Raw genomic sequence first — 21,824 nt, forward strand, 5'->3', positions numbered from 1 at the left:
ACTTCCTATTTATAAAATGGAATTAGTCCTGCTGCTGTACCAGCCACATATAGGACGCGTACGGACTTAGCGAAATCTCCTGCGTCAATTCAGGCTTGGCATCGGTATTTCCAATAAGCAGTTCAGGTATTTTACCTGCAATATGATCATTCCAGACTGCATCAGGCAGCTGGAACACGGTATCCTGTTTACGGAAGTTTGATACGACAATTAACGTCTCGCTGCCGTTAGAACGTGCATATGCAAACACCTCCGGGTGAGCCTCATCCAGGCGTTCATACAAGCCGTCCGTCAGGACATCTACCTCTTTACGCAGAGCAATCAGCTTCCGGTAGTGATGATAGATCGAATTCGGATCGGCCATCTGTGCTTCCACATGAATGTACGGATACCTCTCATCCACCTTGAGCCATGGTGTTCCCGTCGTAAATCCGGCGCTCGCGCTTCCGTCCCACTGCATCGGTGTCCGTGAATTATCACGGGAACGCTCTTTTACGATCTGGAACGCTTCCTCAGCAGATTTACCACGCTCTTCCTGAAGCAGCCGATACATGTTCGTTGACTCAATATCGCGGAACTCGCTGATATCATGCCAAACCGGGTTTGGCATACCAATCTCCTCGCCCTGGTAGACATAAGGGGTACCCTGCAATCCATGCAGCGTTGTCGCCAGCATCTTGGCGCTCTCGGACCGATAATCGCCATCGTCAGCGAAACGGGATAACGCACGGGGCTGGTCATGGTTGTTTAAAAACAGTGCGTTCCATCCGCCCCCGGCCTGCATCCCCGTCTGCCAATCGCTGAACAGCTTCTTCATCTCTTCAAAATCGTACGGCATCAGTTCCCACTTCTGCCCGTTCGGATAATCTACCTTCAGGTGATGGAAGTTAAACGTCATCGAGAATTCTCGTGAAGCCGGATTCGAATACCGTATACAGTGCTCCAGCGTTGTCGATGACATTTCGCCTACAGTGACCATGTTGTAAGGTCCAAACACCTCTTCGTACATTTCAGTAATGTACTCATGCACGCGCGGTCCATCCGTGTAATACCTGCGCCCATCGCCCGGAGGCACGCTGCCGTCGTCGTTCGGAAAACGCTGGTCTTTGGAGATCAGGTTGATGACGTCCATACGGAAGCCATCCACTCCTTTTTCCGCCCAGAACTTGATCATATCTCGTACGGCCCTGCGAACCTCTTCATTTTCCCAGTTAAGGTCTGCTTGTGTTTTATCAAACAGCGTCAGAAAATACTGCCCGGTTTGTTCATCATACTGCCATGCCGGGCCGCCGAATTTGGATTGCCAGTTGTTTGGTACACCGCCGTCCGGCGCAGGGTCCCTCCAGATATAGTAATCCCGATACGGATTATCTTTCGACGATCGGGACTGCTTGAACCATTCATGCTCAGTGGAGGAATGATTGACAACGATATCAATCATGAGCTTCATATCACGCGCTTTTAATGCCGCAACCAATGCATCGAAATCTTCCATCGTGCCGTAGTCCGGATTAATTCGGTAGTAATCCGCCACGTCGTATCCGTTATCCCGCTGCGGCGAGACGTATACCGGCTGCAGCCACACGATGTCGATACCCAGATGCTGCAGATAATCTAGCTTCTCGGTTAGACCGCGAATGTCCCCCGTCCCCGATCCGGTTGTATCGTTGAAGCTCTTCGGATACACCTGATACACCGTAGACTTCTTCCACCACGATGACGGCTCTATATTGTTTAAATCCATGTTAACGCCTCCAATATGCTGTATTGCTCTAACCAGACTCCTCGGCTATTTTCATCATCTATATTACATAACTAAACATGTATATACAAGTTGAATCTAAAAAATGATTGTCCTATTTATTTTCTATGTACACACTGCACTTCGTTTCTTCTACTCATTCCCCATTAAAGGTTTCGCTGTAACATTTATTTTCGGAGTTCTATTTTGCAAACTCCATGATATCTGTATTAGATAGCCAAAAAAACCGTCTGTTCCTCCATACTGAGATGGGAAAACAAACGGTTATGTTTAAGGTCTTTCTTTATAATACCTCGGGCGCCAACAAGCTTTGGCCTTGTTTCTCCCGACCATTTAACTTTAATGCAGACTGTGCTGCCTTTTCTTCTGCTTCCAGTTCAGCGGCGCTAATCTCGCCGGAGAGCACAGCACGCATCCGTTTCTGATCCAGCAGACCTTCCCACTTCGCAACCACAAAAGCTGCCGCGCAGTTCCCCATCAGGTTAGTGAAAACACGCATCGTATCCATAAAGCGGTCTGCTCCAAGCAGCAGAGCCACTGCTGCTACCGGAAATGCATTCACTGCTGCCGCCGTAGCTGACAGAGCAAGAAAAGCTGAACCGGGAACACCCGCCATGCCTTTCGAGCTTAACATCAGCACCAGCAGAATGGTGATCTCCTGCCCCAAGGTCAGATCAATACCGACAGCCTGAGCAACAAAAACCGTCGCTAACGATAGATAGATGGAAGCTCCATCCAGATTAAATGAGTATCCCGTAGGCACCACCAGCCCAACTACTGCACGGTCACACCCCGCCTTAGTCAGCTTGTCCATCATGCGCGGCATCACAACTTCTGAAGAGCCTGTTCCAATCGCAAGCATCACTTCCGAACGAGTGTATCGGACAAACTGCATAAAGTTCAATCCCGTAATCCACCAGGCTGCCAGCGCTAACAGCAGCAGGAACAATAGAGCCGCACCGTAACAAGCCAATATTAGCAGTCCAAAGGACGAAAGGGTTGAAGCCCCGTACGCCCCTATGGTGTAGGCCATTGCACCAAAAGCGCCTACCGGGGCAAGCTTCATAATGTAACCGATCATCCGGAACACAATACCAAGCAGCTGCTCCACCAGATTCAGTACATTTTCCTTGGCCTTACTCTCCGTGGCTGCCAAGGCAACCCCGAACAGACAGGCAACAAGCAGCACTTGCAGCAGGGCATTCTGAGCAAAGGCATCCACGACACTTGTTGGAATAATGTTCATAATAAAATCAACCGTGTGCGGAAGCTCGGACCCCTTCGTTTTGGCTTCAATTCCGCTGGCGTCAATGCTGGCAGGGTCTACATTCATTCCCGCCCCTGGACGAAGCAGATTGGCTGTGCATAAACCAAGCACAAGTGCAACCGTTGTGGCAAGCTCGAACCACAGAATCGCTTTAAGCCCAATTCGACCTACAGACTTTAGATCGCCCATTTTGGCGATACCTGTAACAATGACCATAAAAATTAACGGTGCAATCAGCATCTTGATTAATTTGATAAAGCCTGTACCCAAGGGCTGCAAGAGACTCCCCAGATCGGGCCACAGAATACCTACTCCAATACCGATGATTACTGCTGCAATGATCTGAAAAAATAAAGATTTCACAAATGTCATGAACGCTCCCCCGTTTGCAATCGTTTCGGATGTCCGGTTGGTTTCCGTGTAACTTTTTATATCATTGCTGTCTTTGCAGCTACAATGTCATTCCATTCATTTTGTGATGATGACCAAAATTGCGCTCAAAATTGAATACTCAGCACAAAAAAAGCGAATGACGCATCATATTTCTTGACGCATCATTCGCCTTTTATATTTTTTATGATTATGAAACCTGCCTTAAATCCGCTTCCTTCTTACAGGGAGATGGAGTCGCCAGGTGCGAGCACGCGGCCCTCCAGTCCTTTCGCAGCCAGCTGCTGCACAAACTGCTCTGCATCCTGGCGAATCGCAGGGAAGGTATCATAATGTACGGGAATGGTCAGCTTGGCATTAAACCACTCTGCCGCCTGCAGTGCGTCTTCGGGTCCCATCGTATAGTGTCCGCCGATCGGCAGGAAAGCAACATCAATGTTATGACGATCCCCGATCATTTTCATATCACCGAAGAGACTGGTGTCTCCGGCATGCAGCACCGTTTTGCCACCAATATCAATGATGAATCCGGCAGGCAAACCTGCGTACATAATCCGCTGTTCCTCTTCCAGTACGATACCGGATGTGTGGAACGCCTGAATCATCTTTGCCTTGGCAAATTCAAGATCCACCGTACCGCCCATATTCATGCCAATGGTATCCAGTCCTTTCCACGACATATATGTGGCCAATTCCACGATTGCCACCACTTTGGCATCATTGGCTTTCGCAATCGGTTCGGCATCCAGAATGTGGTCCATATGTGCATGTGTTAGCAGAACCACATCTGTCTTGATCTCCTCCGGTTTGGTTACCGCAAGTTCATTGCCTCGCAGAAAAGGGTCAATAATAAGTGACTTTTCTTCCGTGCCCAGCTGTACACTGGAGTGTCCGTGGTACGTAATATTCAACAATTCGGGTCCCTCCTGACATCTGAATGATTTATTCCTGCTTTAAATTGATTATAATTCAGAACGCTCTGCGAGCGCAAAACTGTCACTTGCTGCTGCTCGAATGCCGATGAATAACCTGTCATCTCGCTGCAAACAGCCTACTCACCGCTCTCGCATTTCCTGCAGTATACCCTAGCTTCGTATGGCTGCAGCAAAATGGCACCTTCATCCGTAGAATAACGTCTGCTCACATTGCCAATCATTAATTTGGCTTGTTTTTCATTCCAACCTTCCGGCCAATTCATCTCGGGCTCATGACTGCTGAAATTCATCAGAATCAACCACTGCTCTTCCTCCAGTGTGCGTGTATAGGCGTAAATTTCCGGATCATCCGGCAAAAGCAGCTCGTACGCGCCATAGATCAGTGCCTGATTTTGTTTGCGCAGGGATATCAATTTACGATAATAATGGAGAATGGAATGTGGATCAACTTCGGCTTCAGCCACATTGATATCCGTATAATTGTGATTCACTTCGATCCAAGGCTCGCCATCGGTAAAACCGGCATGCTTTGAATCATCCCACTGCATAGGAGTGCGTGCATTATCCCGGCTCTTCAGCCAGATTGCCTCCATCACTTCATGCTTGGATTTCCCCTGACCAATATAGTGGTTGTAATAATTTTTGGTCTCAATATCCCTGTACTGGCCAATGTCAGGGAACGCCACGTTGGTCATGCCAATCTCTTCCCCCTGATAGATGTACGGCGTGCCTTCCAGCGTTAACATCCAGGTTGCCAGCATCTGTGCAGAACGCACTCTGTACTTACCGTCATCTCCAAAACGAGACACAGGACGCGGCTGATCATGATTCCCCATATAATTGGCGTTCCAGCCTCTGCCGTGAAGTACCGTCTGCCAGCGGCTCATAATCTCTTTCAGTTCTGTCAGCTTCCATGGCTTGTAATTCCACTTGCCAATGCCCGAAGACTCGGCATCGATAAACATATGCTCAAACTGGAACACCATGTTTAATTCATCCCGATCTGTACCTACATAAGCCAAGGCCTGCTCGGGTCCAAGTCCTGATGTTTCACCAACTGTCATCGGCCCATAAGGCTTGAGGATCATGTTATTCAGCTTGCGAAGGATGGAATGCACCTGCTCCAGATTTGAAAACAGCTCATACGCCTGCACGACAGGCAGGTTATTCGGATTATGGGCATTCGGCAGTCCATCAGCCTTGGCGATATGGGCTACTGCGTCAAAGCGGAAACCATCCACCCCTTTTTGCAGCCACCAATGCACCATCTCATACATCTCCTCCGCCATCTCCGGATTATTCCAGTTCAGATCGGGTTGATGCTCCGAGTATAAGTGCAGATAATATTCGTTCGTTTCGGGATCATGCTTCCACACTGAACCGCCAAAATAAGACTCCCAGTTGTTCGGTACCTGCCCGTTTTTACCCGTGCGCCAGATATAATAGTCACGCCTAGCATTCGTCTTGGAGGAACGAGATTCAGCAAACCAGGCATGTTCATCCGAAGTATGATTCAGCACAAGATCCATCATGATCTTGAGTCCACGTTTATGCGCTTCCGCAAGCAGGCGATCAAAATCCTCCATCGTGCCGTACTTTCGTAAAATAGCGTAATAATCACGGATATCATATCCGTTATCATGGCCGGGTGAATCATAGATCGGACACAGCCAGATCACATCCACGCCGAGGCTTTGCAAATAATCGAGCTTATCATAAATCCCCTGCAAATCACCGTATCCGTCTCCGTCAGCATCCTTGAAGCTGCTCGGATAGATCTGATAGACTACGCTTTCCTTCCACCAAACGATAACGTCCACCTCGCTTTCCTTTCTTGTGAAGCATTTCACCCGTTAATATGTTTTATCCGAAAAGAAACCCTTATAAACACCTGAGCCTGGGTTTTATGCAAAAACACAAAAAGACTCGTAAGCCTCAATCGCACCACGCGATCAGCTTCGAGTCTTTCCTCCCAAACCTGTAAATCGTCGAAATCCGCCAAATCCTATCCAGGCTCCAGCGGTATTGAGAATGATATCATCCACATCAAATGTTCCCACGCGTGTAATGAGCTGTAACGTTTCCACAAGCAGCAGGATGAGAACAACGATGGACGTCAACTTGGCCCAGGAACGATATCTGCGAAACAGCCACGGAATCCAGATGCCCAGCGGAATAAATAACACGATATTTCCAAACAGATTTTTGACCCAGGTATCCGTCGTGAAATGTTCTCTATGCCAGATCAGCGGGCCGATGGTCTCCATAGGTACGAGATTATACTGATAATTCAAGCCTTGTGACCTTCCCCTGAAAAAAAGAAGACTGCACATGATCAGCGCGTATATCACCGCTAATGTTATCATCACTGCACGCATCCGCTTGGAGTGAAGCCAGTCTCTTCTGCTCACGCATGATCCCTCCGACCTTATTTTCCGCCAAGTGAGCGGTAAGGTCTATTTTATAGGGATGTAGATCTTCATGTCCAGCCGCTCGGGCGTTGACTTCCACACATCGGTGACCTCAAAGTCCGGCCCTTCCCGGCGCTCGTATTTGGATGAAGGCAGCCAGCTGCCATAGATCATTTTGCGTACGTCCTGCTCGGAGCCTTCGGTTGTAAATTCCGCGTACAATCCGCCCGGAATCTCCAGACGAGTATATCCCGGCTCCAGCAAATCCCCATTTGCTGCGCTTTCTTCCCCGATAATAAACGAAAATACGCCATCGTCTTGGAAATGATCCGCGGCACCATAGGCCATATCCGGGCGAATCCGGTCTGGAATGCGCATGAACTTCTGTTCACGTCCAAACTCATCATAGAATCCAGGAACGTCCGCATAATGCTGATCATCATTGAGATTCGTCTTATATTCGTAACCGATAATTTGAATCGGCTCCAGCGTTACCATTCGCGGTGGGTTCATATGTAACGCTGTACCAAGCTGTGAACGGTATGCATTAAAGTCAATGCTCCGCTGCATCCGGGACTCGGCATCGGGCTGCTCTGTTTTACGAAACCGGGCGGGGGTGGTTCCAAAATGGATATCAAATGCCCGGGTAAATGCTTCCTGCGACTGATAACCATAGTTCAATGCAATCTCCAGTACACCCTTCGCTGTATTCCGCAAAGCAGAAGCTGCCTCCGTTAATCTCCGCCTGCGCACGTATTCCAATACAGTAAAGCCTGTAATCGCTTGAAACAAACGCTGGAAATGAAAAGCCGAGAAACTCGCTGCCGCTGACACATCGCTGATGTTGAAAGGCTCCTGCAGATGCTCTTCCAAGTGCTCAATCGCAAGTTGAATGCGTGAATAATGATCCATAATGGTCGTCTCCTGTTCATATGTAAGATACGTACTCTTTGCTTCTCTGTTTCTTCTCTTAGTATGACGGAGAAACGGCTTTGTTTTTTGATCTCGGGTGCGGACTTGATGTGTTAAAATGCTTTGGTTTCCTACGAAAACAAAAAAATCTTGTTCAAAGCCGCGCCCTGCAGCAATCCTAACTCACTGCAGGGCGCAGACATTGGAACAAGAGAGAAAATTTCTAAAGGTGCAGCGGGTCTTTGCGCGTACCGGCCTTCATGCTCACAACTTCTGTATACTAACCATTCCAGTGTCCGGACACGGGATGGATGCCCCAGATATCGGTGGCATACTCACTAATTGTTCGGTCACTAGAGAAGATACCTGAATGTGCCGTGTTGAGCACAGCTTTTCGGGTCCAGCCCGAGACATTACGGTATGCTTGATCAATTGCTGCATGTGCATCGGCATAGGCCGCAAAATCACGCAGTACAAAGTATTCGTCTCCATGGGCGAGCAGCGAATCATAAATATCCCAGAACTCCCCGTCTCGATCACAGAATGCCCCTGGATGTATTAACTGCTCCACTACCTGACGAATTCGTTCATCCTGATCGACGATTTCATTGGGTCTGTAGCTGCCGTTACGATAATATTCCATGACCTCATCCGCACGCAGACCATAGATGAACATATTTTCTTCACCTACCTGCTCCGCCATCTCGACGTTTGCTCCATCCATCGTACCAATCGTCAGCGCGCCATTCATCATGAATTTCATATTTCCCGTACCCGACGCCTCTTTACCCGCTGTTGAGATCTGCTCACTCACATCGGCTGCAGGGATAATCTTCTCTGCAAGGGAAACAGAATAGTTTTCCAGGAAAAAGACTTTCAATCGGTCATTTACCGCTGTATCCCGATTCACCGTGTCTGCCACCGTATTAATCAGTTTAATAATTTTTTTAGCAAAATAATAACTCGGGGCTGCTTTCGCTCCAAAGATGAACGTACGCGGTACCATATCAAACGAAGCGTCACTTTTCAGCCTGTTATACAGGTGCATGACATGTAAAATGTTCAGCAGCTGTCTTTTGTACCCATGCAGCCTTTTCACCTGTACGTCAAACACCGAATCAGGATCAATTGCCGTGCCGGTATGATCGAGAATGTAAGAAGCCAGACGGTTTTTATTATCCCGTTTGATCGCACGGAACTGTTCCTGGAATGCGGACTGATCGGCATACTCGGCCAGCTTCTCCAGCTTGCCAGGTTCCGTGATCCATTCATTCCCGATCGTTTCGGTAATGAGATCCGACAGTTTCGGGTTGGCATGCATTAACCACCGGCGATGGGTAATACCATTGGTTTTATTGTTAAAGCGTTCAGGATATAAAGCATAGAACGGCGCCATCTCCCGTTCTTTCAAAATCTCGGTATGCAGTGCGGCCACGCCGTTAACGCTGTGACTGCCTACGATAGCAAGATGGGCCATGCGGACCTGATCGTTTGCTACAATCGCCATATGCTCGATGCGATTCGAATCACCCGGGTAACGATCCAGCAGCAGCGCGCAGAAGCGTTTATTAATCTCTTCAATAATCATATAAATACGCGGCAGCAGCTTGCTGATCATGGCCACAGGCCACTTTTCCAGCGCCTCGCTCAGTGTAGTGTGATTCGTGTAAGATACGGTTCGCGTGGTAATGTCCCAAGCTTCATCCCAGCCGCAGCCCTTATCATCCATCAGAATACGCATGAGTTCGGGGATAACCAGCGTAGGGTGAGTGTCATTGATATGAAACGCCACTTTATCCGGCAGACGATCATACGGCAGCCCCAGCTTGTTAAATGTGCGCAAAGCACTCTGCACGCCAGCCGAGCACATAAAGTACTGCTGCTTCAAACGCAGCAGCTTACCTTCATACTGGGAGTCATCGGGATAAAGGAATTCAGAGATGGATTCAACCGAGCGGCTGTAATCCAGGTACCCGTAATAATTGGAAGGGGTATCCAATGACGTTTCACGTTTCGGCTCCGCACTCCACAGCCGCAGCGTATTAACATGAGGCTGACCATACCCGATAACCGGCACGTCATACGGTACGGCTACAACGGATTCTGCATCCTTCGTGACAAAATGGTAGTGTCCGTCCTGTTCATAGGCTTCGACGCGGCCCCAGAACTGCACTTCTACCTTTTTGTCGGGACGCCGCACTTCCCACTCATTGCCTTTTTCCAGCCAGTTATCCGGCAGCTCTACCTGATTGCCATTGATAATTTTCTGCTCGAACAGACCGTATTTGTAGCGGATACCGCAGCCATGTCCCGCATAACCGAGTGAGGCCAAAGAGTCCAGGAAACAGGCAGCAAGCCTTCCCAGTCCTCCATTACCCAGTCCAGCATCCGCTTCCTGTTCCTCAATACACTCCAGCGAAAAGCCAAGTTCCGCAAGACTGTCGCGAACCAGTTCCAGTTCGTTCACATTGAGCAAATTATTGCCGAGCAGACGTCCAATCAGAAACTCCAGCGAGAAGTAATACACCTGTTTATCCTGACGCTGCTTGAATCCCTGATTCGAGGCCGCCCAATCCTGACCCACATATTCACGAATCATACTGCCGAGTACATGGTACACGTCATCCTGCGTAGCTTCTTCAATTGGTTTGCCCAGTTTGCTGACGAGATTGCGTTGAAAGATCGACTTGAACGTTTCCTTGTTGTCAAACAAAAGTAGGTTCCTCCCGGTGAAACCCTGCGGGTTGAGGGCGGTTCGTGATGCTAAGAACTCAGTACTCAGGCGTTTCAGCAACGTGACCGTTTCGGTTACGAATCATTCTTTCGATCGCTGTTGTCTCTCCATTTCCTCATCACCCTTCACAAGGTAGAAATGGAGAGACAAAGGCGAGCGCTTCGCTTCTTCAGAATTGATTTCGTCCCCTGCACTACGCTGCACGTTAGCAAGAACGCGAGTCATGAGTTACTTCTAATGCATAAGAACCTGAAAACGAACCCGCAGGATTTTATTTTTTTATATCGTTATAGAAAATATCGGACGAATTTCTGCTTTAAATAATAGTGCTTTTCGCCAAAATATACGGATTGGACGGGTCGCCGATTAACGTCTGTCCGCCAGTCAGCTTCACGTCTTTATCCAAAATGACGTTCTCCAGCACCGTGCCTTCGCCAATATAACATTTCTGCATAATGATTGATCCCTTAATCTTAGCACCCTTCGCTACATGGACACCCCGGAACAGGATGCTGTCCTGTACCTCACCGCCTACGATGCAGCCGTTGGCAAGCAGCGAGTGTTTGACATCGGCCGATTCCAGGTACTTGGCAGGCGCTTCGTATTTAATCTTGGTCTGCACAGGATCTTCTTTGAACAGCTGTTCGTACTGTCCTGCATGGAGCAGGTCCATGCTGTTGCGATAGTAGCTGTCAACGGAATTGATCACCGCGTGATATCCTTCGTAAGCGTACGCTGCGATTTTCAAACCGCCCGGATTTCTCTGAATTGCGTCACGGAAGAAATGACTTTCCCCATGCTCAATGCATCGCTGCACCTGTTTGAGGAACAGTTCTTTTTCCATAATGAAAATCTCTGTATATATATTCGTGTGGTCCGCACATTGGTGAATTTCCACCACATTTCCATCCTCGTCATGGTCCACTTTAATGCAGGTGTCGTGTTCAGGCAGGAGTTGGTCTACCTTTTTGCAAACCAGTGTCACGTCGGCTCCTTTACTTATATGATACCGATAGACATCCTGAAGATCAGCTTTGGTCACATGCCGGCTGCCTGCGTGCACGACGTACTGCCCTGCGCCTCTATGGAAGAAGTCCAGATTGTTATGAAAATGCTGCAGGTCACCCTGTGACGTATCGGTCGGGTCGTTCCAGTCCGGTGGAAGGATAAACATGCCTCCGTGTCTGCGGTCCAGATCCCATGGCTTTCCATCTCCCAGATGGTCCATCAGTGAACGGTACTTACGGCGGACAAAGACGCCAATACTTTCAATACCCGCATTCATCATGTTGGACAGTACAAAATCAATCAGACGATAACGCCCGGCATACGGTACCGCGGCACCGCAGCGAAAGTACGTCAATTCCTTCAATTCTTCAAGCTCATGGTCAAGGTTAATTACTCCAATCAATGATTTCATCGCGCGCACCGTCCTTTTGAACCATATTGGAAAAACATAAAGTCGCATCTGCACAAAATGACTGAGGGACCTACGGATAACCTTAAATCAACCTTATTCCTTGAAAACACCATCTAATTCGTGATTCCTTGACGAAGCTGACGTTCCAATTCCTCCTGATCCACCAGTAAAATATCACTTTCGTCTCCCGGTGCAGGCGCAATCCGTGTTCCATCGGGAATCACTAAGCCTTCAGAGATGATCGATTTGTGAATAGATACGTTTTGGCCAATTTTGACCCTCGGCATCACAACCGAATCGATGACTGCACTGTTCTCTCCAACCTCGGTTCCATAGAACAGGACGGAATGATTGACTTCTCCATGTACGATGCTGCCCTCACTGATAATGCAGTTGCGCACCTTGGCGGATGGCGATATATATTGAGCGGGCTGGTTCGGATTGCGGGTAAAAATACGCCAGTTCGGATCATTAAGATTCAGGGGTGTCTCCTCGTCGAGCAAATCCATATTGGATTCCCACAGACTGCGAATCGTTCCAACGTCTTTCCAGTACCCCTCAAAAGGATAGGCGAATAATGATTTTTCATTTTCCAGCAGCAGGGGAATGATGTCTTTACCAAAATCGTAAGAGGTGGATGCCTGCTGTTCGTCCTGAATCAGGAATCGTTTCAGCACATCCCATTTGAAGAGATAGATGCCCATGGAAGCAAGCGTGCTTCGGGGCTGTGAAGGCTTTTCTTCGAATTCATAGATGCTGTAGTCCTCATGGGTATTCAGAATACCAAAGCGGCTTGCTTCTTCCAGGGTCACATCAATAACTGAAATGGTGCAGTCGGCATCTTTTTCCTTGTGATATTGAAGCATCTTGTCATAGTTCATCTTATAGATATGATCACCGGATAGAATCAGCACATGTTCGGGATCGAATTGTTCAATAAAATTCAGGTTGCGGTAAATGGCATCAGCTGTACCCCGGTACCAGTTACTTCCATCTTCCCGTTCATGAGGAGGAAGTACGTATACCCCGCCATTTTTGCGGTCCAGGTCCCAGTCACTGCCAATACCGATGTAAGAATGCAGAACAAGCGGTTCGTATTGCGTTAATACCCCAACGGTGTCGATCCCCGAGTTCGAGCAGTTGCTCAGCGGAAAATCAATAATACGGTATGTTCCTCCAAAATAAACAGCGGGTTTCGCCAGTGATTTCGTCAAACCCTTCAAGCGTTTACCCTGCCCCCCAGCGAGCAGCATTGCGACAACCTCTTTTTTTGCCATCATTACAGCCTCCTCCACGTGCATTCATTCTGATTCATCAGAGCCCATAATCGATATGCTGTTGTAAAACACGGCTGTCTTGATTAAGAGCATGCTGTACAGATGTGTAACGGAACAAGACATCACTCATATGTAACCGGACGTCTTTCGTAAGCAATAACTGGAATAGTGAGCTGGTCTTGCTGTCAAACCACGATGATGATTGTGTTGATGGACTGGATAATACAGATCATGCAGATGGTGTTGATGCTGTAATTCGCGTTGGTTATTCGGACTTCACTTGCATTGAAGACTGTTCAGTGGGTGCAAATAAACAATCCTATTACCCATTAAACAGGAATTCGATCGGGGAATCTTGCGGTAACGGCGACATCGAAATGTTTTAGGGCGCAGTACGTTTGAATCGTACTTTTTTTGCCCAGCCGCTGTTCTTTTAATCTATTCGATAAATAGGAATTAAAATCCTTTTGGTAATAATATGGTAAAATATTGCGGGAGGCAGGATCGGTTTATCCCATGCAAAAAGGCCGGATTTCTCCGGCTCCAAGCTTCATGCATTTATCAAGACAGGTTGGGAGCAGCTCCCGTAATTCAGTATGCATCCATTCCAAGTCATAAGCGATCATCTAGATAATTTTACGGAATAGCTCCATCACTTCATCCTTGGATGGCTGATACGGATTGCCCGGTGCACAGGCATCCTTCATCGCATTGCTTGCAAGCAGCTCCACATCCGGATTTTGCACGCCGAGCTCGGACAGCTTCTCAGGAATACCTACTTCCTTCGTCAGTTCTCGAATCGCTGCGATAACATAATCAGCACATTCCTTGTCCGTGCGTTCCTTCACGTCCATACCAATCGCTTTGGCGATATGACGGAATTTGTCCGGCACATGTTTGGCGTTCATTTCTTCCACATAAGGCAGCAGCATCGCGTTGCATACTCCATGCGGCAGGTCGTACACCCCGCCCAGTTGATGCGCCATCGCATGAACATATCCGAGACCCGCATTATTGAAAGCGATGCCTCCCAAGAAGCACGCATATGTCATATATTCTCTGGCTTCCAGATCCGTGCCATCCTTCACCGCTCTTGGCAAATATTCAAAGATCAACTTGACCGCAGCTGCAGCTGTTGCACTTGTAACCGTAAAACCGCCAGGTGTAACCATCGCTTCCACCGCATGGGTTAACGCATCCATGCCCGTAGCCGCGGTCAGACTGGCAGGTTTGCTCAGCATCAGCTCGGGGTCATTCACCGACAGATCAACAAGACAATTTCGGTCTACCATTACCATCTTCACTCTTCGCTCCTCATCTGTAATGACGTAGTTCATCGTCACTTCGCTTGATGTCCCTGCAGTTGTATTGACAGCGACAAGCGGTACCGATTTAACCTTCGATTTATGCAGTCCTTCATATTCACGGATATGCCCACCGTTTGCAGCAACGATACCTATCGCCTTTGCTGCATCCTGCGGTGAACCTCCGCCTATCGATATAATGGCGTCACAGCCATGGTCTTGGAATACTTGTAATCCTTCATGCACATTAAGGCAAGTCGGATTCGGCTGTACCTCATCATATACGACATAATCTAACCCTGCTTTTCGCAGAGCAGACAATACACACTCAGCAGTGCCTGACGTAACCAGTGTCTGATCCGTAACAACAAGCGCCTTGCGTATACCCATCTGTTCAATCAATGGAGCTGCATCCTGCAAACATCCTCTGCCCATTAAATTCACGGGTGGAACATAATATGCATGTGTTGCCATCTGAACCAGCCTCCTGTAACCCTGATTTACTCCTTTTATTGTAACTGAATCCGTTTCCAGCTATAGTGAAATAAATCACAATTACTCTGATAAATGTTACAATGTTCCTTGGTGTTACAAAGATGTTCCGATTTCATCTGATTATTTTGCGTTTAATTTCGTGTGGATGCTGCTTCGTTAATCTGTTAACTTTCTGTACAAATAGCAAAAAGACGACTCGGATACCCGTAGGTACAAGCCGTCTCACATTTCTTGATTTTAATAGTGTTTACACCTCATAAGAGAATCATTCCGGACTGCGTTCCCTTGTCTTCCTGCTTACAAGGCTTTGTCGTTCACACCATCAAGCCATGCTTCAATCTCGCCAATTACGGACGACACACATCCGTCTTCAAACGGCGACTTCAAACCCGCAAGCTCTACCAGACCTGTGAAGGACAGGCTGCCGCCTGCTCTGCACAATGTCAGATAATCTGCCCATGCTGATTTCATATCTGCATTACTGCGTTTCCAGAACTGGAATGCACAGATTTGTGCCAGCGTGTAGTCGATGTAATAAAATGGTGATGAGAAGATATGGCCCTGTTTGTGCCAAAATCCGCCCTGCTCCAAATATGCATTGTCTTTGTAGTTGATGTGCGGCAGGTAGATCTTCTCAATGTTACGCCAAGCCTGTTTGCGTTCCGTCGGTGTCGCATCCGGATTCGCATAGACAAAATGCTGGAATTCATCCACAGCTACCCCGTATGGAATGAACAGCAGTGCTGAGGACAGATGATCGAACTTATATTTATCTGTATCTTCCTTGAAGAAAAGTTCCATCCACGGCCATGTGAAAAACTCCATGCTCATCGAATGAATCTCTGCAGACTCAAAGGTCGGCCAGTTGTATTCCGGCACAGCAAAATTACGGCTCTCATACACTTGGAAAGCATGTCCCGCTTCATGTGTCAACACGTCAATGTCACCCGACGTACCGTTAAAATTAGAGAAAATAAACGGCACTTTATAATCGTTCAGGAATGTGCAGTATCCGCCGCCCTGCTTGCCTTTTTTGCTAACCAGATCCATCAGCTCATTCTCGGTCATCATCTGGAAGAACTCATCGGTCTCTGGTGAAAGTTCGGCATACATCCGTTTCCCATTCTCAACAATCCAATCCGGATCACCTTTAGGTGTCGGGTTGCCTGTCTTGAAGCTGAAGCCCTGATCGTAAAAATAGAGCGTATCCACACCAATCCGGCTGCGCTGACGTTCTCTGAGTTTGGTAGCAGCAGGTACGATGTAATCGCGGACTTGAGCACGGAAATTAGCTACCATCTCCGCGTTATAATCTGTACGGTTCATACGGTCATAACCCAGCTCTACATAGCTTGCATAACCCAGCTTCTTCGCAATCTGTGTACGCACCTTCACTAATTCATCGTAAATGCGGTCAAATTCTGCTTCGTGCTCAGCCATGAACGTGTAGCGTGCCTTCGAAGCGCGTTCCCGCATGGATCGGTCTGTGGACAGCTCAAACGGGTGGAGCTGAGGCAGTGTGCGCTCTTCCCCTTCAAACGGGATTTTGGCTGAAGCAATCAGCTGGTTGTATTCCGTCGAAAGTTTATTCTCCTTCTGGAGATCTTCAATGATCTCCGGGCTGAATGTTTTCAAAGAAAGGTCAGCGAGCTGGAACAGTTGGGTCCCCCACTTTTGCTCCAGTTCTTCACGAAACTTGGAGTTCACCAGTGCACGATAATAGTCGGTAATATATTCCTGAACAACAGGCTGACTTTCATCCAGGAACTCATTCTCTGCCTTATAGAACTCATCATTCGTATCAATCGAATGACGGATGTAGACCAGCTGTGCCTTCGTTTCAAAATCACTGCGCAGTGCATTGATCTTGTCCATGAATTCGCTCTGCTCTTCCACTGAATTCGCTGCTTCGAATCCCTTCAGCAGTTCACCGAAAGAGGTTTTGATATGTTCCAGATCGGGACGTGTATACGTATATTCGCTAAACTTCATTTATGTACACCCTTTCCTGTTTGACAAATTTCGGGCAATACCCGAGAAGCTATCCCCTATTATACAAAAGTAAAGCCTAAAAATCCCAACTTTACGAAAAATATTTGTCCATCGGTCAAATGGTTTCAAATAAGAACTGAACAGTTTACATCATTACGTGAGAGATCTAAATTTCCAAAAAAATAATAAAGCTGAACTAGACCAATACAAATAAGCCCGCTCCGCAGCAGCGAAGCCAGCTTATAGGCTTGTCTAATTTTCAAGTGTTTACAACAGGTTCGAAGATTAATGTTTATCCTCGTCAACGATCTTATAGAACCAGCCCATTCCAATCATACCCACAACCATAATAACAGCCAGAATAATAATATAAGTCATGAATGTACCCCCCTTGCCCGTATATTCATCTCTTTATCAGTTTACACGCGGAATAGCTGTTTGAATTGACCGAACATTGACAAAAATACGACATCTTTAATTTAAATCAAGGATATATGTCATATTGAATTGCTATTTTCAATTGTTTTTCACCAGATCATATGCTTGTTATGTCACCATCTGCCGTGCATTATACTTCATGTTAGCATCTGCAGATGTTCCGTTGTATACTATAATTCGGATTGGATGGATATGGGTAAACATAATTACAGCAGACATACACAGAAAGGCAGGAAACCATGTCAACTCGCATTCCTATACGTCAATTATTGCTCTCCTCTATGCTTGCCTTGATGCTCTTCATTTTATCCGCCTGTGCGGATGGAGAAGCTCATGTCACCGTAAATATGAACGGAACGGTAGACCTGAATCTCAATCTGAGTGTCACTGATGCAGCGCTTGGCAAGATTGGACAAGATAACCTTATGCCCCTGCTGGCTCAAAGTTTGGAACGAAATAACTTTAAAACGGAAGTTACGAAGCAGGGTGATCGAAACGTGCTGCAGGCAGCAAACCATTACGAAAAAGGCAGTATGACCGGATTTAACACTTCGAATATGCCTCCGGGAATCCGATTCGAACAATCCACGATTCCAGGGTTTTTCACCTCAAAAATGCATATTACTGCCGAGGCTGACCTTATGGAATCCATGCCGGATGGGGATATTAAAGAACAGATCAACAATGTCCCATCTTTTCTCAAACGGCTTTTGCTGAAGGATATGAATTTTGATTTCAAGTTGTCCCTCCCGATCAAAGCCGAAGATTCCAATGCAGATCAAGTACAGGACGGCGGTAAAACGCTGATCTGGAACATTGCTCCCCTGCAAAAAAATAAGATGGATCTCACGGTACAGATTCCGAATATCCGCAATATCCTGCTGGTCGCCGTCATCGGTCTTGTGCTGATCCTGGCACTGATCATCTGGTTCTTCGTTCGGCGCAGACGGACCAAAAAACAGCAACATCCGGGTTCGCATCGTAAAAATACATGACACTCCGCGGACAGTTGGATTTGTGACTTGCCAAACCGTGTTATGGATAGTAGAATACATCCGTACTGTGTGAACGGTTAACATGAAGATTGAGCAAAAGTTAAAGAGGTGAACAAGTTTCATGAATATTCGGGAATGCTCCCTGCCTGGTATCGGGGTAAAGTACCAATTTCATACAAAAGGCGGCAATCAGTTAGTCATCATCAAACATGAGGACGGACACCGGGAATTATATTCCGTGAATCCGCAGGATAACGAAGATCTCACGCTAATTGCCGAATTGGAAGATGATGAGTGTGTAACCCTCTCAGGGTTAATTGGTGGATGGTCTTAACTTCAAAAAAACCTTTATCTCGATGGAGATAAAGGTTTTTTTGAACAAATTTGTAATTCAACATAAACGCTCTACCCTGGTCAAGGGAGAAACCCCTGCTTTTTGTTCCGTTGTCATTTCACCCGCTGAGAATGAATGAAAGGTATCCACGTGTTCAAGACACGAATAATTTCTGCTGAATGGAAAGGTTTACTTATAAAGTCCTGCATTCCACACTGCAAACAAGCTTCCCGGTCACGATCCCCTGCAAAGGCAGTAATCGCAGCAATGACAGGAATCTCGGGATGCGTTTTTCTGATTTCACGAGTTGCTTCAATTCCGTCCATTACGGGCATCTGAACATCCATGAAGATCAGATCATACGGCGTGTTCGCCAGAGAATCTAGAGCCTGTGCCCCATTCCCCACGACATCGCATGCGCCTCCGAATCTGCGCAGCATCTCCTCCAGCAGATGACTGTTGACAGCTTGATCCTCGGCGATTAATATTCGAATCCCGCTTGCAAGATGGTTGCGATCCGGCAGCTCCCCTGCTGCGGCGACCACATGTTCTGCATCTGTAGTTTCTTCGTTCCACTTCTCTAACACAAGGGTGAACTGAAATTCCGCTCCCTTGCCGATCTCACTCTGAACACCGATCGCTCCGCCCATTAATTCTACCAGTTTTTTGCTGATCGCTAGACCCAGCCCCGTCCCTCCGAATTTACGATTAATCGATGGATCCAGCTGCGAGAAGGACTGAAATAACTGATGCTGTTTATCCAGAGCAATGCCTATACCTGTATCCTTCACCTTGAACGACAGCATCAGATGATCTGGACCATGCTCTGGTGAATGATTCATTTCCGCACTGATCGTAACGCTTCCTTTTTCGGTGAATTTAACAGCGTTGCCGACCAGATTGATAAGAATCTGACGAATTCTTGTCTCATCTCCACCTACACGTTCAGGAATCTGCGATGAGATTTCGCTAAAAAGTTCAATGTTCTTCTCCGAGGCTTTAATGGAAAACAGCTCGATTACACTGTTCAGCAAGTCCCGAATATCTACAGGCCCCTGCTCCAGATCCATCCTGCCTGCTTCAATTTTACTGAAATCCAGAATTTCATTCAAAATGTAGAGCAGCGACTCTCCGCTATCAATCATGATTTCTGCGAATCCCCGCTGTTCCTCATTCAGCTCTGTTTCCATTAACAGATGTGCCATTCCCATAATCCCGTTTAACGGTGTACGCAGTTCATGGCTCATAATGGCAAGAAACTCCGATTTCGCACGGTCTGCATGCTCTGCAGCTTCCTTCGCACGAATAATTTCTTTTACCGACGTCATATCACGGAAAACCAACACAGCCCCGCGTGTTTTCCCTTGATCCATAATCGGCTTGAGCTGGAATTCAGCAAGAAAGCTCGACCCGTCCTGACGCCAGAATACCGATTCTGTACGCGGCAGTGCTCTTCCTTCGCGAACCGCCTGCAAAATAGGTGTTCCTTTGGCAGGGTAGGGTATGCCTTCGCTCTGCATCTGAACCATCATTTTTTCCAAAGATTTGCCGTTCATCTCGCTTGGACAGATATTCATTATCTCTGCCGCCGCAGGGTTGGCGAAATTGACGTATCCATCCAGATTCAGTCCGATTACCCCTTCAGACATCCCATTCAAAATCAATGCTCTTTCATAACTCAAATTTTCAATTTCTTCTACATAACGTTTAGCTGCGGTTACATCACTTGTGATGCCGTAAACACCGACCACTTTGTCTTCCAGCAAAATGGGTACATTAATGACACTAGCCTCGATGCGCTGCCCGTTTTTGTGAATCATACCAATCTCGTAGCTCTGGGCTGCACCCTTTACCGACTCCTCAAAGTGATACCGTGTCTTCTCCAGATCCACCGGATCAATCAGATGGTCAAAAGATCCGTTTAACAATTCATCCTTACTATGTCCTGTTAACTGTTCCTGTCCTATATTTGCTTTCAACAAATTCCCGTCCAAATCTAAAGAAGCTACTCCCAGCGGGTTGCAGTCGAACAAAGACTTGTACTCCTGTAAACTTAACTGCTGCTGTTTGCTATCTGTAATATCACGCGTAACCGCAACCATCTCCTGCAAACTGCCCGACTCATCACACACATAATGCGTCAATGTATCTGCCCATACTACAGACCCGTCTTTATGCAGCAGTCGATAACTGATTCGCTCAGGAGTGAGTCCTTCCGTCTGGCCGCGAATATAAGCCTGCACCATCGGGATATCTTCCGGATGAATACAGAACATTCCAGAGCGTCCGAGCATCTCTTCAGGTTCGTAACCGAGCATTTTTCTGCTGGCATCCGATACATATTTGAACGTGCGCTCGGCATCTGCTTCGTGAATGGCAATCAGATCCATGGAGGATTCCGCCAGAATGCGTGAAATACGACTGCTTTCTTCCAGCTGCTTACGCTGTTCAAGGAGTCGTTGTTCGGCTTCTTTTTGCTTGGTAATATCGGCGGCCTGTACAAGCAGGTACAGAGGCTCCCCTAATGTCTCATCCCTTACAATGCAGGCTCTGATCGTGGCCCACAGCAGCGTGCCATCTTTTCGCTTCAGACGCACCTCCGTCTCATACATCGGCTGTTCACCGTTTGTCATTTCCCAAAAATTGCTGCGAAACTCCTCGTACCTGAGATCTTCTTCATAAATCATATGTACAATTGAAGTGTGCAGCAGTTCTTCCTCTGTTGATCCAAGCATCTCGCAAAAGGCCGGATTCAACTGCACCCAAAGTCCATTAACGTGAGAAGCGACAGCAATGCCGATCGGCGCATGTGTGTATAATTGTTCGAACAGAGACCGGCTCTGAGTGATGGAGTTCGACACTACATATCCTCCTTTATCAAAAGTAAGATTGCTTTAATGAGAATATAAGATTCACTATGAGAATGTAAGATTTCTTTAATGAAAAAATGGTGAATGCTGCTCTCATCATAATGTTACTCGTATGAACAGATCAACCTGAACATAACTTTATCTTATAGAGTAGTACCCCAAATGTCACGATAGTTAAACAATGCATCCACACTGCTTCTTACGAAACGAATACAAAATGTTGGACCGCAGTTGATGTGTTTGGATTTCACAGCGTTTTCATATGTAATGTTAATGATGAACGGAGGT

Annotated in this window: 14 protein-coding genes; 2 read left to right on the forward strand and 12 right to left on the reverse strand. The window is 47.2% G+C overall.

The features are described from left to right. Positions 1-22: 22 nt before the first annotated feature. From treC to ABXS70_RS13590, 11 genes are all read right to left on the reverse strand, one after another. Positions 23-1,744: an alpha,alpha-phosphotrehalase gene (treC, locus tag ABXS70_RS13540; RefSeq protein ID WP_342555744.1), complete on the reverse strand. Its 1,722-nt coding sequence runs from the start codon at positions 1,742-1,744 to the stop codon at positions 23-25. 301 nt (positions 1,745-2,045) lie between these two features. Continuing rightward, positions 2,046-3,401: a C4-dicarboxylate transporter DctA gene (dctA, locus tag ABXS70_RS13545; RefSeq protein ID WP_342555743.1), complete on the reverse strand. Its 1,356-nt coding sequence runs from the start codon at positions 3,399-3,401 to the stop codon at positions 2,046-2,048. Between the two features lie 239 nt (positions 3,402-3,640). Beyond that, entirely contained in the window at positions 3,641-4,333 is a 693-nt protein-coding gene (locus tag ABXS70_RS13550) for a metal-dependent hydrolase (protein WP_342555742.1), read from the reverse strand. A 137-nt stretch (positions 4,334-4,470) separates the two neighbouring features. After that, the gene (locus ABXS70_RS13555) at positions 4,471-6,174 is read right to left on the reverse strand and encodes an alpha-glucosidase (RefSeq protein ID WP_342555741.1); all 1,704 of its coding nucleotides are present in this window, start codon (positions 6,172-6,174) and stop codon (positions 4,471-4,473) included. Between the two features lie 132 nt (positions 6,175-6,306). Next, complete coding sequence (locus ABXS70_RS13560; RefSeq protein ID WP_342555740.1) at positions 6,307-6,765, reverse strand: VanZ family protein; 459 nt, start codon at positions 6,763-6,765, stop codon at positions 6,307-6,309. Between the two features lie 45 nt (positions 6,766-6,810). Beyond that, a complete protein-coding gene (locus ABXS70_RS13565) occupies positions 6,811-7,677 on the reverse strand; it encodes an effector binding domain-containing protein (protein ID WP_342555739.1) in 867 nt (288 codons plus the stop codon). Between the two features lie 280 nt (positions 7,678-7,957). Next, a complete protein-coding gene (locus tag ABXS70_RS13570; protein WP_342555738.1) occupies positions 7,958-10,390 on the reverse strand; it encodes a glycogen/starch/alpha-glucan phosphorylase in 2,433 nt (810 codons plus the stop codon). A gap of 337 nt (positions 10,391-10,727) precedes the next feature. After that, complete coding sequence (glgD, locus tag ABXS70_RS13575) at positions 10,728-11,831, reverse strand: glucose-1-phosphate adenylyltransferase subunit GlgD (RefSeq protein ID WP_342555736.1); 1,104 nt, start codon at positions 11,829-11,831, stop codon at positions 10,728-10,730. A gap of 113 nt (positions 11,832-11,944) precedes the next feature. Then, entirely contained in the window at positions 11,945-13,108 is a 1,164-nt protein-coding gene (locus ABXS70_RS13580) for a glucose-1-phosphate adenylyltransferase (RefSeq protein ID WP_342556316.1), read from the reverse strand. Positions 13,109-13,734: 626 nt separating this feature from the next. Next, a complete protein-coding gene (locus ABXS70_RS13585; RefSeq protein WP_366296318.1) occupies positions 13,735-14,886 on the reverse strand; it encodes an iron-containing alcohol dehydrogenase in 1,152 nt (383 codons plus the stop codon). A 318-nt stretch (positions 14,887-15,204) separates the two neighbouring features. Next, a complete protein-coding gene (locus tag ABXS70_RS13590) occupies positions 15,205-16,899 on the reverse strand; it encodes a M3 family oligoendopeptidase (protein ID WP_342555734.1) in 1,695 nt (564 codons plus the stop codon). Between the two features lie 677 nt (positions 16,900-17,576). Here ABXS70_RS13590 and ABXS70_RS13595 point away from each other — a divergent pair. Together ABXS70_RS13595 and ABXS70_RS13600 are read left to right on the forward strand one after the other, a co-directional pair. Next, positions 17,577-18,332, forward strand: coding sequence for a hypothetical protein (locus ABXS70_RS13595; protein ID WP_342555733.1), 756 nt, complete (start codon positions 17,577-17,579; stop codon positions 18,330-18,332). Positions 18,333-18,453: 121 nt separating this feature from the next. Then, the gene (locus tag ABXS70_RS13600) at positions 18,454-18,666 is read left to right on the forward strand and encodes a hypothetical protein (protein ID WP_342555732.1); all 213 of its coding nucleotides are present in this window, start codon (positions 18,454-18,456) and stop codon (positions 18,664-18,666) included. Between the two features lie 113 nt (positions 18,667-18,779). Here ABXS70_RS13600 and ABXS70_RS13605 read toward each other — a convergent pair whose 3' ends face one another. Beyond that, positions 18,780-21,527 (reverse strand): PAS domain S-box protein, encoded by a 2,748-nt coding sequence (locus ABXS70_RS13605; RefSeq protein WP_366296321.1) that lies wholly within the window; start codon positions 21,525-21,527, stop codon positions 18,780-18,782. Positions 21,528-21,824: the final 297 nt, after the last annotated feature.

Source organism: Paenibacillus sp. AN1007 (assembly GCF_040702995.1).
Classification (GTDB): Bacteria; Bacillota; Bacilli; order Paenibacillales; family Paenibacillaceae; genus Paenibacillus.

What these genes read in the sequence shown, in the direction of transcription:
- ABXS70_RS13590 (WP_342555734.1), bottom strand. Translation starts at nt 16,899, where the DNA reads ATGAAGTTTAGCGAATATACGTATACACGTCCCGATCTGGAACATATC.
- ABXS70_RS13565 (WP_342555739.1), bottom strand. Translation starts at nt 7,677, where the DNA reads ATGGATCATTATTCACGCATTCAACTTGCGATTGAGCACTTGGAAGAG.
- treC (WP_342555744.1), bottom strand. Translation starts at nt 1,744, where the DNA reads ATGGATTTAAACAATATAGAGCCGTCATCGTGGTGGAAGAAGTCTACG.
- ABXS70_RS13595 (WP_342555733.1), top strand. Translation starts at nt 17,577, where the DNA reads ATGTCAACTCGCATTCCTATACGTCAATTATTGCTCTCCTCTATGCTT.
- glgD (WP_342555736.1), bottom strand. Translation starts at nt 11,831, where the DNA reads ATGAAATCATTGATTGGAGTAATTAACCTTGACCATGAGCTTGAAGAA.
- dctA (WP_342555743.1), bottom strand. Translation starts at nt 3,401, where the DNA reads ATGACATTTGTGAAATCTTTATTTTTTCAGATCATTGCAGCAGTAATC.
- ABXS70_RS13580 (WP_342556316.1), bottom strand. Translation starts at nt 13,108, where the DNA reads ATGGCAAAAAAAGAGGTTGTCGCAATGCTGCTCGCTGGGGGGCAGGGT.
- ABXS70_RS13585 (WP_366296318.1), bottom strand. Translation starts at nt 14,886, where the DNA reads ATGGCAACACATGCATATTATGTTCCACCCGTGAATTTAATGGGCAGA.
- ABXS70_RS13600 (WP_342555732.1), top strand. Translation starts at nt 18,454, where the DNA reads ATGAATATTCGGGAATGCTCCCTGCCTGGTATCGGGGTAAAGTACCAA.